General features: G+C 66.9%; 12 protein-coding genes. 4 read left to right on the forward strand and 8 right to left on the reverse strand.

All coding sequences use genetic code 11. The annotated features are described in order from the left end of the window. Positions 1-10: 10 nt before the first annotated feature. Positions 11-910 carry a class I SAM-dependent methyltransferase gene (locus tag G6N35_RS22015; protein WP_163806159.1) on the forward strand — a complete coding sequence of 300 codons (900 nt, stop codon included), beginning with the start codon at positions 11-13 and terminating at the stop codon, positions 908-910. On the opposite strand, the gene G6N35_RS22020 is transcribed toward G6N35_RS22015, so the two are convergent. Both G6N35_RS22020 and G6N35_RS22025 read right to left on the reverse strand, forming a co-directional pair. Beyond that, positions 900-2,117 (reverse strand): alpha/beta hydrolase family protein, encoded by a 1,218-nt coding sequence (locus tag G6N35_RS22020; protein WP_163806160.1) that lies wholly within the window; start codon positions 2,115-2,117, stop codon positions 900-902. The genes G6N35_RS22015 and G6N35_RS22020 overlap by 11 nt on opposite strands. Before the next feature lie 72 nt (positions 2,118-2,189). After that, positions 2,190-3,965, reverse strand: coding sequence for a glycosyltransferase family 39 protein (locus tag G6N35_RS22025; protein ID WP_246224463.1), 1,776 nt, complete (start codon positions 3,963-3,965; stop codon positions 2,190-2,192). A 75-nt stretch (positions 3,966-4,040) separates the two neighbouring features. Between G6N35_RS22025 and G6N35_RS22030 the strand changes: the two genes are divergently transcribed. Next, on the forward strand, positions 4,041-4,814 hold the full coding sequence (locus tag G6N35_RS22030; protein WP_163806161.1) for a trans-aconitate 2-methyltransferase: 774 nt from the start codon (positions 4,041-4,043) through the stop codon (positions 4,812-4,814). Here G6N35_RS22030 and stf0 read toward each other — a convergent pair. Both stf0 and G6N35_RS22040 read right to left on the reverse strand, forming a co-directional pair. Continuing rightward, positions 4,803-5,606, reverse strand: a complete 804-nt coding sequence (gene stf0, locus G6N35_RS22035) for a trehalose 2-sulfotransferase (RefSeq protein ID WP_163806162.1) — start codon at positions 5,604-5,606, stop codon at positions 4,803-4,805. The genes G6N35_RS22030 and stf0 overlap by 12 nt on opposite strands. A 66-nt stretch (positions 5,607-5,672) precedes the next feature. Next, entirely contained in the window at positions 5,673-7,088 is a 1,416-nt protein-coding gene (locus tag G6N35_RS22040; protein WP_163806163.1) for a sulfatase family protein, read from the reverse strand. A 165-nt stretch (positions 7,089-7,253) separates the two neighbouring features. Between G6N35_RS22040 and G6N35_RS22045 the strand changes: the two genes are divergently transcribed. Beyond that, the gene (locus G6N35_RS22045) at positions 7,254-7,919 is read left to right on the forward strand and encodes a phosphatase PAP2 family protein (RefSeq protein WP_163806164.1); all 666 of its coding nucleotides are present in this window, start codon (positions 7,254-7,256) and stop codon (positions 7,917-7,919) included. On the opposite strand, the gene G6N35_RS22050 is transcribed toward G6N35_RS22045, so the two are convergent. Further along, complete coding sequence (locus G6N35_RS22050) at positions 7,873-9,363, reverse strand: bifunctional phosphatase PAP2/diacylglycerol kinase family protein (RefSeq protein ID WP_163806165.1); 1,491 nt, start codon at positions 9,361-9,363, stop codon at positions 7,873-7,875. The genes G6N35_RS22045 and G6N35_RS22050 overlap by 47 nt on opposite strands. A gap of 106 nt (positions 9,364-9,469) precedes the next feature. Between G6N35_RS22050 and G6N35_RS22055 the strand changes: the two genes are divergently transcribed. After that, positions 9,470-11,392, forward strand: coding sequence for an alkaline phosphatase family protein (locus G6N35_RS22055; RefSeq protein ID WP_163806166.1), 1,923 nt, complete (start codon positions 9,470-9,472; stop codon positions 11,390-11,392). Here G6N35_RS22055 and G6N35_RS22060 read toward each other — a convergent pair whose 3' ends face one another. The 3 genes from G6N35_RS22060 to G6N35_RS22070 form a co-directional block, all read right to left on the reverse strand. Then, entirely contained in the window at positions 11,393-12,370 is a 978-nt protein-coding gene (locus G6N35_RS22060) for a hypothetical protein (protein ID WP_163806167.1), read from the reverse strand. Continuing rightward, a complete protein-coding gene (locus G6N35_RS22065) occupies positions 12,367-13,455 on the reverse strand; it encodes a DUF5631 domain-containing protein (RefSeq protein WP_163806168.1) in 1,089 nt (362 codons plus the stop codon). The genes G6N35_RS22060 and G6N35_RS22065 overlap by 4 nt, the downstream gene beginning before the upstream one ends. A gap of 1,198 nt (positions 13,456-14,653) precedes the next feature. Continuing rightward, positions 14,654-15,106 carry a hypothetical protein gene (locus G6N35_RS22070; RefSeq protein WP_163806169.1) on the reverse strand — a complete coding sequence of 151 codons (453 nt, stop codon included), beginning with the start codon at positions 15,104-15,106 and terminating at the stop codon, positions 14,654-14,656. Positions 15,107-15,493: the final 387 nt, after the last annotated feature.

Here is a 15,493-nt window from a genome sequence, read left to right on the forward strand (position 1 = left end):
CCTCGCGAGGGTGCGAAGCGACAAGGACACCTGGGATATCACCACCAGCGTCGGGTCGACGGCTCTGTTCGTCGCCGCCGCACGAGCGCTGGAGGCTCAGAAGCCTGATCCGCTGGCCGTCGACGAGTACGCCGAGGTGTTCTGTCGTGCCGTCGGTGGCCCCTGGGCCGATCTGCTGGACGGCAACGCGTCGGGTCATCCGCTGACGACCACGGAATTCGGCATCCCGTTCGTCGCGTTCCAGGCTGCCCGTACGCGCTACTTCGACGCCTACTTCCGTGATGTCGCCGCTGCGGGCGTGCGCCAGGCGGTGCTCTTGGCGGCTGGCCTGGATTCGCGGGCCTACCGGATCGACTGGGCGCCGGGCACCACCGTGTTCGAGCTCGACCAGCCGCGGGTGCTGGAGTTCAAGCACGAGACGCTGGCCGGGCACGGTGCGGTGGCCAAGGCCGCGCGCCGGGAGATCGCGGTGGATCTGCGAGATGACTGGCCGAAGGCTTTGCGTGACAATGGCTTTGACCCGGACCAGCCGTCGGCGTGGATCGCCGAGGGGCTGCTGATCTACCTGCCGGCCGGCGCTCAGGAGCAGTTGTTCACCGGCATCGACTCGTTGGCCAGTGCGGGCAGCCACGTGGCGGTCGAGGAGGGCCGGCCGATGGATGCCGCGGAGTTCGAGGTCAAGCTGCAGGAAGCGAAGACCATCGACGACAGTCGCGGGCAGTGGTACCAGATGATCTACAACGAACAGCATGCCCCTGCCGCACAATGGCTTTCCGAGCACGGGTGGTCTGCCGAGGAGACGTTGCTGACCGACTACCTGGCAGCGGTGGGGCGCACCGTCGCCAACCGCGACGCCGACGCGCAGTACATGCTTTCGAGCGTGTCGCTGGTGCGCGCCGTCAAGAACTAAGACCGCGCGTCGGTCCGTCCCACATCAACGGACGCAGGAACCGGTTGGTGCGGCGCAGGTACTCCGGCTGGCTGACGTGCAGGATGTGGTTGCCGGGAAACCAGTGCAGCGCGCAGCGATCCCAGTGCTCCCACAGCGCCTCGGCCTGCTCAGGCGGTGCCAGCCGGTCGCCGAGACCGGTGATGATCAGCCGGCGGTCCTTGGGCACCAGCGGCTGATAGTTCAGCGGGCAGTGGTAGGCCGAGGATGCCACCGAATCGGCCCGGCTCATGCCACCAAGATTGCGGCTCAAGGACACCAGCTTGCTGGTGGGCCACCACTGGTCGAACGCCGACTCCGGGGTCACCACCGGAACGTTCGGGATCACCGCCTGGAGCCGGTCGTCGACCGAGGCGATCAGTGCCGAGGTGTAGCCGCCCAGCGACATACCGGTCAACGCGATGCGGTCGACCCCGGTCTCCTGCAACCAGTCCAGCACCGATCGGAAGTCGTGGACCGCCTGCGCCATCGTCTCGGCAAAGCCGGCCATTCCCTGGGCGAAGATGCCGTAACCACTGAACGGCGAACCCTTTTCGGCCCGGCGACCGTGAAACGGCATGGTGTAGAGCAGCACGTCGTAGCCGGTTCGATAGAACCACGGCAGCGAGAAGAACAGCCCGTTGAACAGGTAGGCCGAGCCCATGAACCCGTGGATCACGCACAGCGTGGGCCGGGGACCGTCACCGTGGCGCCAGTGCTGGGCCCACACGACGTTGTTGCGCTCCAGCCGCTTCCACTGGGGTCGCAGGGCCGGGTTGACCGGTTCGAAGCTGCTCTGGAACGAGATGTTGTGGACGTTGCCGTGTGCGATGTACTCCGCCACGGGATTGGCCGGGCGGCTGGAGACCGCCGGTGCGGTGGTCGGCGCGGGGAACGACAGTGCCGGATCGTGATGGGCGGCGAGTTCGGCGTAGAACGCCAGGCTGTCGCGTTCGCGGGTGACCTGCGAGCGGCGCAGCAGGCCGGTGGCCACCGACGGCAGCAGGGTGGCCCCGATCAGGGACGAGATCGCGGTGCGCAGCGCCAGGTCAGCGACGGCCGAGGTGTCGACCACCGTGCGCTGCAGCAGGCTGAGGTCGGAGCGGGCGGGCAGCCCGGCGCGCCCGGCATCGGCCCCCGGCACATCCGGTACCGGCACAGGAATGGGCAAATCGACATTCGACGTCATCGTCGCGGCGCCTCTCCGGCTGATCTTTGACAGGTGTCAGCCCCCTGTCCGGATGCTAGCCGTCCGTCGGCGTCAGGACAGCCGGAACACCACCGTCCCGCCCATCCGCATGGGGCGGTAGTTCTTGACCACCCAGCGGGCGATGTCCATGCCGTTGGCGTCGTGGCGCAGTCGTCCACTGTCGACGTAGTAGCCGATCTTTCCGGCGTGCACCGCAGCGACGAACTCGTCGAGTGTAGGCACCGGGTCGTTGCTCCACCCGCCGATGGCCATCACTGCAGTGCCGGTGGCCAGCTCCAACGACGCTGCATCCTGCGAACCCGGCGTCGCTGCCGACCAGGGGGCGGGAGAGGCCCGGAGCAGGTCGGCAAGCCCCGGATCGACGTGCCCGGAACTGGCACCCATCGTGATGGTCTGGCTGAAGCGGTTTCCGACGGTGGGCCACACGGTGGCGGTGTGTGCGGCGTTCGGGATCGACCCGCTGTGCGGTGTCGCGGCCGTCGCCACCGAGAAGATGGTGGGTCCGGCGACACCGGCCAGGAGCGCCACCGCGGCGGCCACCGGCGCTAGCCGGGGCCATTTCCACAACGCCACGGCCAGCAGCCCCACACCGGCTATCGCGGCCAGTGCGATAGCCCAGTGGCTCCACACCGGGCCCATCTTCGCGCGCTGGAGCAGAGCCACGCTCCACGCCGCCGCCGACACTCCCATCACGACACCGGCGGGCCGGCTCCAGACCGCGGCCAGGCCGATCAACGCGCCGACCGCCGGTGCCAGGGCCACGGTGTAATAGGGGTGCACCATGCCCGTCATCCAGCTGAAGACCGCGGCGTTGACCACGAACCAGGTGGTCCACATCGTCAGGGCGGCGTTCTCCACCGCGGTGAGCCGGCCGCGCACAGCCAGGTAGACCCCGACGGCGATCGCCACCAGCACGGCGGGTAGCAGCCAGGAGATCTCGTATCCCATCTCCGCGGAGAACAACCGGATCGGGCCCGCATGGGTGCCCCATCCACTCGGGTGCGCGTCGGCGGGATGCGGCCGATCCCCGCCGCCGCCGACGATGCGGTCCACCCCGTTGTAGCCCAGTGCCAGGTTGAGCACGTTGTCATCGGTGGAGCCGCCGATGTAGGGGCGTGACGCGGCCGGCCACAGCTGGACTACTGCCACCCACCACCCACAGGAAACCACAAGAGCGGCAAGGCAAATGAGGACATCGAGGATCCGCCGGCCGCGTGTTGCCGGGGCGAACAACAGGTAGGCCAGCGCGAAGGCGGGCAGCACCATCAGCCCGGCCAGCATCTTGGTCAGGAACGCGAAACCCAGGGCCACACCGACCAGGGCCAGCCAGCGCCACGATCCGGTCCGTACGGCTCGGACGAAGAAGTAGGCCGCCAGGGTGATCAGCAGCACCATCAGGGCATCGGGATTGTTGTACCGGAACATCAGCGTGGCGGCCGGGGTCAGGGCCAGTACGGCCCCCGCGATCAGACCCGCGATCGCACCACGCGCCGGATCGTCGACCGTGCGGCGCGCTGTCGCGTACAGCAACCCGACGGCGGCCACCCCCATCACCGCCTGGGGAGCCAGCACGGCCCAGCTGTTCATCCCGAACAGCCGCACCGACAACCCGGTGATCCACAACGAGGCCGGCGGCTTGTCCACGGTGATGAAGTTGTTCTGGTCCAGCGACCCGAAGAACCACGCCTTCCAATTCTTCGCCCCGGACTGCGCCGCGGCAGCGTAGAAGGTGTTGCCGTAACCATTGATCGACAGGTTGCACAGGTAGAGCGCGGCCGTGGCGGCGAGCAGGCCGAACAGGGCGAAGCGGGGCCAGCGCAGAGTCACGGCAATACGGTGCCGCACCCTGCTGGGAAGTTGCTGTGAGTGCCGTGCCCGGGTGCGGCGTGGTCAACTTGAATGATGTGGGATCCGCAGACCTATCTGACGTTCGCCGACGAGCGTTCCCGGCCCTTCTACGATCTGCTCGCCCGGGTGAGCATCGAGGCGCCGCGCCGGGTGGTCGATCTGGGGTGCGGCCCGGGCAATCTCACCGAGCAGTTGATCCGGCGTTGGCCGGGCGCGATCGTCGAGGGCTTGGACAGTTCGCCGGAGATGGTTGCCGCCGCGCAGAAGCGGGGCATCGACGCCAGCCTCGGCGATGTATCGGGGTGGGTGCCGCGGCCGGACACCGATGTGGTGCTGAGCAACGCCGCGCTGCAGTGGGTGCCTGAGCACCGGGAGTTGCTGGCGAGTTGGGCTCGCCACCTTGCGCCCGGAGCCTGGATCGCCGTGCAGGTCCCCGGCAACTTCGATGCCCCGTCGCACGCCGCCATCCGGCAGTTGGCCAGCAGCGAAGGGTGGTTGGAGTTGTTGCACGACATCCCGTTCCGGACGGGACAGGTCGTCGAATCACCCACCGGCTACGCCGAACTGCTGACCGATGCCGGCTGCCGCGTCGACGCCTGGGAGACGACCTATCTGCATCAGCTCAGTGGTGCGGACGCGATTCTGAACTGGGTCACCGGGACTGCGCTGACGCCGGTCCGGGAACGGTTGACCGATGATCAGTGGGCGCAGTTCCGGGCAGAACTGGCCCCGATGATCGACGCGGAGTATCCGGTCCGGCGCGACGGCCTGGTGTTCTTCCCGTTCCGACGTATCTTCTTTGTCGCACAGGTCGATTCAGGTCGGTAGTCCGAGCTTCTCGGCATCAGCGCGGTAGCGGTCCACCCATTCGTCGGAGCGCTGGTCGGCCTGACGCTCCAGCACCGGCGCCGGAGCCAGCCGCGGATCCTGGCCCAGCGCTTCGAGGATCTGTGCGACGACCTGAGTCAGATTGCGCCACAACACCGGATACGGCACGTCGATCGGGTGGACGTCTTCCTCGACGAACCACTGCCGCCAGCCCTCCTCCTGGGCTCGCAGCATCGTCACCACATGGGCGATCGCGCCGGCGTGGTACTCAGCCCTGGCGTCGCGCACCGGATCCGGGCGGCCCCGCCAGACCCGGGTCTGCACCGCCCGCCAGAACGACACCGCCTGGGAGATCACGTCCGGGCGGTAGACGTGGATCAGCACCGGGTCGCTGCCGACGACGTCGCGGATCGCCGAGAGCAGACCTGACCCGGACCGGTCCGGCAGATCCTTGGCGCGGCTGAGCAGGAGCGGAGTCTGGTTCCACATCAGCTTGCCGCCCCAGATGCCGTTGGGGGTGCGGCCCACGGTGCGGATGTAGTCACGCCAGATCTCCGCGGGCGCCAGGTCCGGCTTACCCTCGATCAAGGGGTCGAGCAGACGCAGGATCGATTCGTCGTCGACTTCGGCGAACCATTCCCGCGGTTGCGGGGACATGCTCGTCGTCGGTAGGTACTGGAAGAACTCGGCGGGTTCACCGGCCACCCCGGTGGCGCGCAGTGATTCGACCAACAATGTGCTGCCGCTTCGTTGGGAGGCCAGCACCAAGTACGCGGAGGCGGGCTCGGGCATGCGCAGAGCCTAACCGCACTCGAGCACGCGCGCTTCGGGGCCCGTTTTAACTCGCTGTGACGAAAATTATTGTGCGAAGCCAACTTCGTCGTCGATGCCGCGTTCGACGGCAGTCGCCGAGCGGCTGGTCAGCGTGATGCCGTGGATCTGGAAGTAGGTCTCGGTGTAGCGGGCGGCGATCCGGGTTCCGGCGAACTCCGAGGGGATCACGTCACCGGTCTGCTGCCGCCAGTCGTTGAGCCGGGCGGCCAGTTCGTCGGCGATCTTCTCGGCGTCGTCGGTGACCTCGCCGACGAGGAGGTTGGTGGTCTCGGTCGGGTCGGCGATCAGGTCGTAGAGTTCGCGCGCCGGCCGGGGCGCGTGGATGAACGGTTCGACTGCCTGACCGGATGCGCTTTCCTCGATGTCCAGTGGCAGGTCGAGCAGCGGGCGCTGCGCGTAGTTCTCGATGTAGCTGTATTCCTTGGTGCGGATGGCGCGAATCGGGTCGAACGAGTCGTGGAACGTCTTCTCGGTGTAGACGTGATCGCGGACTTCTTCCGGATCATCCTGTTGTGCAACGATTTTCGCGGCGTGGGAGAGGCCGTCGATGTCATTGCCTGGGGTGACGCCGACGAGTTCCAACAGGGTGGGCAGCAGATCGACCCCGCTGAACAGATGGTCGTAGACCTGGGCGGAGCGGCCCAGTCGCAGCGGGGGGCGGATGATCAGTGCGATACCGGTGCCGGCGTCGTACAGGGTGGATTTGGCGCGCGGGAATGCCGGGCCGTGGTCGGTCATGAACACCACCCAGGTGCTCTGGTCCAGGCCCGTCTCGGCCAGAGTGCCGAGCAGGCGGCCGACGGCGGCGTCGGCCACGGCGATCGAGCCGTAGAACTCGGCCAGATCATCGCGGACCTCGGGGGTGTCGGGTAGCGAGTCGGGCACCTCGACGTCTGCGGTGTCGGCCGGCTCGTAGCGTTCCCGTGGATAGGGCCGGTGCGTCTCGAAGAAGCCCGCGGTCAGCAGGAAGGGTATGCCCTCCTCGATGGGGGCGCTGTCGACCAGCCACTCCTGGGCCCGCTGCACCACGTACTCGCAGTAGGAGTTGGAAACGTCGAATTCGTCGAAGCCCAGCCGGGCCGGGAACGACGTCTCGTGCTGCATACCGAAGAGAGCCGAATACCAGCCGTGCTCATGCAGGATCTGCGGAAGGGTACGAACACCCGGGCGGTACTCGAAACCATGGTGGGCCAGCCCGACCAGGCCGTTGCTGTGCGGGTAGCGGCCGGTGAACAGCGACCCGCGCGACGGCGAGCACAGCGGGGCGGTGGCATGCGCGCGGGTGAACAGGATGCCCTCGGCGGCCAGCTGGTCCAGATGCGGACTGGCGACACCGTCGTAGCCGTAGGCTCCCAGACAACGGCCCAGGTCATGCCAATGGACGATCAGCACGTTGTCCGGTTGCGGCTGGCTCACGCGACTTGCTCCCGTTCCGTTCATTCGGTTCTAGCTTGCCTGGCGGTGCGAGGCTGCCCCAGGCCGGTCCCCGCGCACAAGGGTTTTGCACAGCCCGATTACCTGGCGTTTCCTCCACCGCAGAAGGCCGAATGTAACCCTACGTTTGCTCACAGGCAGCATTTCAGGTGTCGCGTTACGCTCGCGGAGATGACATTGCGAACACGCTGGGCGGTCATCGCGGCGGTAGGCGCCGTGATCGTCTACGCCGCGATGTGGATCGGCTACGTCCAGAACTGGGCGTGGCTGGACAGCGTGGACACCGAGTCGCTGCGGTTCTTCTACGATTTCGGGGCGACCCGTTCCGGCTGGGTGTCGTTCTGGAACATTTTCTGTACGGTGTTCGGCCCCACCGGGTTTCGCCTCATGGCGCTGGTTCTGGTGGTGGTCGCGGTGCTGCGCCGTGACCTGCGGACCGCGTTGTTCCTGGTGCTCAGTGTCGGGATGACGGGCCTGGTCACGGAGGTGTTCAAGCGGATCGCCGGGCGGCCGCGGCCGGTGACGGCGATGACAGAGGCCACCTCGTCCTCGTTTCCGTCCGGGCATGCGCTTGGTGTGATGGTGGGGGTGCTGGCCATCCTGACCGTGCTGTGGCCGCGGCTTGCGGGGCTGCGCATCCCCTTGGCGGTGATCGGGGCGGTGCTGATCGTCATGGTCGGGGTGGGCCGGGTGGTCCTCAATGTCCACCACCCGTCGGACGTGGTCGCGGGATGGGCGCTGGGCTACGTCTATTACCTGCTGTGTGTGCGGCTGGTATCGCCGCGACCGGTCACGGCAGCGGCCGAAAGACCGGCAGAACTCGATACCGTGCGGTGAAGCTGGCCTTGTCGTAGGTGCTGCCCACCTCGCCGTCACGGGCGATCGGGGTGGGGCCGTCGACGGCCTCGAAGGAGAATTCCGGGACCTGCATCTCGTGGTAGAGCGGGCTGCGTTCGAGGCGGCCCAGCGCCAGGGCGGCGAGGATCCGCAATCGACTCAGCCGGCGTCCGGTCTCCAGGATGCGGATGTCGATGAGGCCGTCGTCCATCCGGGTGCGCCGGGCCGGGGCGAAGCCTGACGGCAGGTAGACCGAGTTGCCCAAGAAGAACAGCGAGGTCTCCAGGGTCTTGTTGTCGTAGCGGATACGCACGGGCTTCTCGCTGCGCAAGGTGTGCAGCATCGCGTACAGGCCGGCCAGTGGTTTTCCGATCTTGTGCTCGAGCTTCTCGCGGGTACGCACGAACTGCGGGTAGGAGCCGATGCTGGCGGTGTTGATCACCGTCTTGTCCTCGTTGAGGCACACCAGGTCGACGCAGGAGACGCTGCCGGTGCGGATCGCATTGACGGTGCGCTCGACAGTGTCGCAGCCGATGTCCTTGGCGAAGTGGTTGAACGTCCCGGCCGGGAACACGGCGAGCGGCAATCCCGCGTCGACGGCCACCGCCGCCGCACACGACACCGTCCCGTCACCCCCGCCGACGGCGAGCACCTCGGCGCGCTGGGCGGCCTGCCGCAGCACCTCCTCGGGGGCGTCGTCTTCTCCGAGCTCGACGATGTCTGCCTTGGGCAGCTTGGCGCGGACCTCGTCGATCACCCGGGCTCCGGTGCCGCTGCCCGATGCGGGGTTGACCACCAGGACCACCCCGTCGCCGTCGGGCCGTTGGGGGGTGTCGACAACGAGCGGCTCGGTGGACGGAAGTTTGGCGGGCACGATCGGCGGTACCAGCCGTCCGCCCAGCACGGCGATGGCCGCCCCGATGCCGAACCCGGCGAAGACGTCGCCCGGATAGTGGGCGCCGGTGGCCACCCGGGACAGGCCGACCAGACCAGCCAGCAGGGCCAGGCCCAATCCGACCGGGGGGCTTTCCAGTCCGACACCCACGGCGAACGCCGCAGCGCTGGCCGAATGGCCGGACGGCAGCGAGTTCGACGTCGGCATCCGCCGCGCCCGGCGCACCAAGGGGACCAGCGTCCGGTTGGGCCGGTCCCGCTTCCACACCCGCTTGGCCACCTGGTTGGTGACCAGACTGGTCACCGCCAGCGTTACCACCCCTCTGCCGGCACCCCGGCGCACCGACGGCGAACCCGTCGCGGCCAGGCCTGAGGCGATGCCCAGCCACAGCTTGGAGTGATCGGCCGCGCGGGTCAGGATCGGCATCGCCTTGTCCAACAGCACGCTCGGTGATTCGGCGACAGCCTCGAAGACTTCCCGGTCGAGGGTGCCCAGCCCCTTGGTGATCTGACGGATGCCCTGACCTTCAAGCACGCTTCGCGACGTCATCAATCCAACGTAGCCGGACCGTTCTTCGACACGATGGTCAATTTCGCCTCGGCTCCAAGGTTATGGGTGTCCAATCTCTGGGGGATTTCCGGCGAAGGGACGAGTCATGAGTTGTGCCAGGTATGTCGGTCGGGTCGGCGGTTTGGCTGTGGCCCTCGGTGTCGGGTTGGCCATCGCCACTGCGACGTCGGCGACGAGTAGTGCTGACACCGGCTCGACGGGCTCGTCGAGCACCCACGGCAGCTCGGCACGCACCGGTGGCGCAGCCACGCACAAGGCCGCGACTGCGTCGTCGCACCAGACCATCACCCAGGCCTATGTTGCAGGCGGCGCCAGTCCCAGCCCGCAGGATCCCGCGACGCCGGCCCAGGCCCTGGCGGCCGCCGTCACCGAGGTGGTGCGTCGCGACGTGGGACGCAGTGCGCGGACGTCGGTCGGCGCGGTCCGCACGGCAGCCGTCGTCACCACCCCGACACCGGTGCTCAGCAGCGGCAACCTCCTGATCAACGGAGGAGCCGAGGTGGGCGATCCGTCGCTGTCCGGCTACAGCTCGGTCACCGTGCCCGGCTGGTCGGTGACCGGTACGCCCACGGTGATCCAGTACGGCACGCTGCGGCGGTTGCCCGGATTCCTGGGTGCCATGGGCCCGACGCTGCCCGCCTTCCTGAGCTTCCCGCAGACCGCTCCCGCCGGTGCGGGCAATCAGTTCTTCGGTGGCGGCAACGTGGCCAGTTCGTCGCTGTCGCAGACCGTGGACCTCAGCGGCGCGGCGACCGCCATCGACCACACCGCCGACCCGAACGCCGCCGGTGTGGCGTTCGCGTTGAGCGCGGAACTGGGTGGGTACCTCATCGACCCATCCCGGGCATCGGTCAAGGTCACCTTCCTCGATGCCAACAAGGGCTACCTGGGTAGTGCCGACATCGGTCCGGTGACTGCACTGAATCGCTTCCTGCAGACAGGTTTTCAGGAGCGTGATACCACCGGCTATATCCCGGTGGGAACCCGCAGTGCCCAGATCGTGGTGAGCTTCAAGGATCTCAACCCGGTGCTGGGTAACTACAACAACGCCTACGCCGACAACGTCTCGTTCAGCGTCCAGTCGACGGACGTAGCGCCGGCCGGGCTGACGGTACCGACGTCGAACGTCGGTTCGCTGGACCACGTCTTCCTGGTCTACATGGAAAACCATGGCGTCGGTGACATCATCGGAAGCCCGAACGCGCCGTACATCAACAGCTTGATCAACGCCTACGGCTATGCGCAGAACTACTACGCGCTGACCCATCCGAGCATGCCGAACTACTGGCCGATTCTCGGCGGCTCTGACTTCGGGCTGAACTACAACTGCGCGGCGCAATGTTTCAACGAGCCCAACCTGATCAACCAGAACCCGGGTTTGACGTGGGCCGCCTACCAGGACGGCGGCGGCGGGTACAGCCTGCCCAACGACCGCACACCGTTCCTGGCCTTCACCGACATCTACAACGACCCGACAACCGGGGCCAAGATCCGTGATATCTCGGCGCTGCAGACCGATCTCAACGGCAACCCAGCCGACGTGGCCAAGTTCAACTGGATCGCCGGTGACGACGACACCAACATGGAGGGGCCGACAAGCGGGCTGACCGGCATCCTGAACTGGGCCGCCAGCCAACTCACTACGCACCAGTACAACATCGCCGCCGGTGACAAGCTCATGCAGCAGCAGTTGTCGGCGGTCTTCAACTCCGAGGTGTGGAAAGACCCCAATACCAAGAGTGCGGTCTTCCTGACTTTCGACGAGGACTACAACAACATCTCGTGGGGCATCGGCAACGAGGGCAATCACGTGGTGATGGTGGTGATCCCGTCGCCGGGCGCGTTGGCCAGCCCGACCAACCCGGACGGGATGAAGGGCGGGGCGTTCATCGCGACGGACTACTACAACCACTACAGCCTGCAGCGCACCATCGAATTAGCTTTGGGGCTGGGCACTTTGACCAACAACGACAAGTACGCACAGCCCATGAACGAGTTCTGGGTGTAGCTACTTCGGCGGGTTGTCGGTCGGGGTGTCGTCGGCGGGCGTGGTGTTGGGGACGACGATCCGCTTGGTGGCCACCGGCTTGCCGTCGACCTTCTTGACGACCTGAGGTGGTGCGGGCGGGGGCGCGGTGATGCGCCCCTGCACCGGCGCGCCGTTCTTGATGGTCGGCACCGAGACCCGTTTGGTGGCGGCCTTGTCGTCCTTGTCGGCACCCGCGCCGCCGTGCATGGCACCGGGCGGCACCATCGGCATACCGGACATCCCACCGGTGGCAGCGGTGGGCGTGGCAGGCGGTGGCGTGGACGGGGTGGCCATGATCGGCGCGGCTGACGGTGACGTGCCGGGGGAGGGCACCGGGGGCGGGCCGAGCATTGCGGTGGGTGCAGTGCCGCCGAAACCGCCGCCGCCGCCACCTGCTGAACCACCGCCGCCACCGGAGCCGAATTCACCTGCATCCGAGTCATATTCGTCGAGCGGGAGGTCCGACAGGCTGGCCTTGTCCAGCTCTGCGGCCGAACCTCCGGCCTGCTGCATCATGCCCATGCCAGCCTGCATGGCCTGCTGTGCGCCCTGGGCGATCTGCTGGGGAATCTGGGCCAGCGGTTGCAGGGCTCCGCCCATGGCTCCGGCCAGCGCTCCGGCGATACCGGAGGCCATCTGCGGCAGCTGCTGGGCCATCTGCGAGGCGTCACCTTGGCCGGCAACACCTTTCATCTCTGCGGAGGCGGCCTCGTCCTGGGCGGGGAACTTGGCGGCGGCTTCCGCGGTCTTGGCGTCGCGCTTGGCGTGCTCTTCGGTGCTTTCGGCGTTGTCTTTCGGGTCGCCCAGGTTGGCGGCCAGACCCAGGACGCGCAGGAGTTGTTCGATCGGGGTGGCCCCGGAGACCAGCGGGTCCGAGGTGATGGGCGGAGGTGGCACGTTCATGGCGTTGGCCTGCAGGTAGTGGCCGGCGCTAGCCGCGAGTTGACCTTCGGTCATCGGCGTTGCTCCCCTCGGACGGCCATGTGCAGGGCCTGAAACCAGGCAAAGTGGTAGTTGGCGCTGGTCTTTTCGCCCTTGACGAGCGCGTCGATGGTGGCCAACAGCTGCCAGTTGCCGACCTTAGCGGGATCGACGTTGTCGGGGTAGTCACCCAGCACTTGCCGTGCGACGGCGGTGAGGTGTTCGTGCAGCAGGTCGACTTCGGAGTCCAGGTAGCCGGTGCCGGTCGAGGTCGCCTTGGCCAGCGTGTGGGCGAGCCGGGGTAGGCCGTCGCGCCACTTGGTGGCCTGGGCGAGCTCCCAGCCGAGTTCGTCGACGTCGGGGGTGTGACGGGCGCGGATGGACATCGAGACGGGTTCGGTGTCTTCGGCTTTGGGGATGAACTGGCCGGGAGAGTAGGCGGCGGTGAGGGTGGTCTCGCCGAGGAGCGCGGCCAGGGCTGCGCGGCGGTGCGCCGGCTGGGGCAGCTGGATACCGGTGGGGATGTCGATGTGCGGGGGGATCCAGCCGCTGGCGAGGTCGGTGGCCAGTGCGGTGCTGCCGTCCTCGCGGTCGCCGATGGCCCAGCGCAGCTTGGGTTCCTGGCGGGCGACGGCATCGAGGAGGCGCTGGAGGCGCTGCTGGGCCTGGGTCTGAGCGGCACTGGCGCCGGCCATCGCGCCGGTTGCGGTTGCGGCGACGGCGTTTTCAGTCAGGCCGGTCGGCGAGGGTGTGGCCAGCGGTGTCGGCTGCTGGCGGACGACGGCGGGCTGGGACAGTGAGCTGGCATTGCTGGGGGTGACGGGAGCGGATGCGGGGGCAGCCGGAGGTGTCGGAGCGGGGCCTGCTGGCGCGGTGCTGGCCGGTGGGCGGAGGTCGGAGCCGTAGGCGGGTAGCGGGCCTGCGGGAGGTGTCATCGGAGCGGCTGATGCCGCCGGTGCCGGCATCGCGGGGGCGGCCGCGGTGGGGGTGGCGACGACGGTCTGCGGGGCGTCGGCGACGGGAGCTTGCGTGACCGGAGCCTCGACAGGTGTTGCAGCGTGGGCTGTTTCGAAAAGCGGGACGCCGGCGGGGGGTGCGGTCGGGGCCATCGGCGTCGACATCGACTCGGGGTGAAGCGGGGCTTGGGGTTGCATAGCATGGGCCGCGCTAGTGGACAGCGCTTCTGTGCCCGCCGACATCGGCGTGCCCGCCTGCGCGCCTGCGTTGAAGTTCTGGGCGAAGCCTTCGGGGGAGAGGGCGTTGGTGGGGGTGGAGGGGGCTGGGAGAGGGCTGGAACCGAAGGTGTTCGAGTTGGCAGTTGGGACACTTGACGCACCGGGAGAAACGGCTCCGCCTGTTGGAGTTATCGACTGACTACTGGACGGTGGCACCTGCGGTGGTGTCACAACCTCAGGGGGGCTCGCGGGAGACCTTCCGGTTTGTGCCATTTCTGGAATGCGGTCCGCCTGACCGCCACCCCTCGCAATCAACGTGCTTGTGGGCGCTCCGGCGACTGAAGATGAAGAAGGTACTTCCGCGCTCGTTGACGTTTCCGAAGCGAAATGGCTGGACTTCGACCCATCGCTGTGTGACGCAATGGATGCGATGGATGGACGGTCGCTTGGGCCGGTTCCGATGCCGTCAGATCCAGTGTCGATGCCCGGATCGTTGGAGAGTGCTCGGGCACCATAAAGCGCAGGGGCGCTTTGCTTGTGCAGCTGTGACTGAACCTGATCTCGGATGGTTTCTTCGTTCGGCGACCGGAAGGCCTCATCGATATCGACACCATTCGCCTTCGCGAATTCACCCGCAGATAGGGGAGACCCCTGCCGCTCGAGGAGCCCTTGGATCTTCGCTCGTACGTTGTCGCACTGCCCGGCTGCGTGGGTATTGGCCTCTGATTGAGAATCAAGGACAACGGCAACAATCCGGTCGACCTTTGTGAGGGGCGACTCTTTGGACGACTGAATATCTTGAATCTGAGCGTTTCCTCGTCTCGCGATTTCAGCCAAGTGGGTTCGAAGGTATTGCGTTGATCGGTGAGCGGCGGAGTAGGACTCCTGAGCGGCGAGGTTCTTCTCTGCCACATCGATCGCCAGCTTCTTGCCTGTGTTGAACGCCCGAAGAGTGTCGTCGGCTGTGACTCCTTCTTGCGTGGCAAGTGGGCCGTTTTCGACCGATTCGATTTGCTCCGCGTATTCTTCAAAAGCTGCTGAGACTGATCCGCGACTCGTTGCGGCCTCAGTCAGAGTCATGAGCGCCGCGAGTCCGGGCCACTGATGTCCAACTAGGAGCGCTGACCATTCTCCTGGAGGAAGGTCACTCACCGCAGGTCTTCTTGATGCTCAGGTCCGCTGCATCGGCCCGTTTAAGGATCGGATCGAGTTCCTGTTGCGGCGCTTCACCCAGCTGATCAAGCGAAATCTGCTGGAACGATTCTGAGGCGGTCCGGACTTGATCCCTGAGGTCGGCCGGGGTCGCCGCGTACTCCTGCAAAGTACGCAACAGATAACTACTGCTCTCGCCGAAAGCCAGCCTGACGTTCACCGCTATCGCTAGTGATGTTGTTGGATCATTTCCGCCGTCTTTACTACCGGTGGTTTGCAGCGCTCGGTGGGCTCGCTCGTAGGCGTCGCATACAGCCTTCTTCGCGTCAGCGACTTCCTGCTCGCTGTAGGTCTTGGCCGCCGGGGCCTCCGGCTTGGGAGCGGGCCTGAACCAGGCGCCGATGGCGACCGCGGTGGCGATGAGCGCAAGCACGACGGCAACCACCGTCGGAATCCTGGACGGTGCGCTGGGCGGTGGTCCTTGCTGAGGCCACGGTGCAGGTGCGGCGGGTCCGGGGCCGTACGGTGCTTGCGACATGTTCGCGATGGTATCTCTTGTGTTTGCCAGGGCGCTATTCACTCTCTAGGTCATTGGGCCGACAAGTTGGACGTATTGCCACTTCAGGCCATCTTCCAGCGGAACCGGTCAAGATCCGAGGCGAGCCGTGGTCATCGTGATCGCGATAGCCGCTGGCTGCTCGAGACCCACGATGTCAAGGATCCCCGATATCCATCTACATCGCCGTATCGCCCGTGATACCGCGTTTCCGCTCTTCCGCCACCCCCACACAGGCGAGCCGGCGGACCCAACGGCCAAGTCCAGGTCAGGTCA

The organism is Mycolicibacterium anyangense, assembly GCF_010731855.1.
GTDB lineage: Bacteria > Actinomycetota > Actinomycetes > Mycobacteriales > Mycobacteriaceae > Mycobacterium > Mycobacterium anyangense.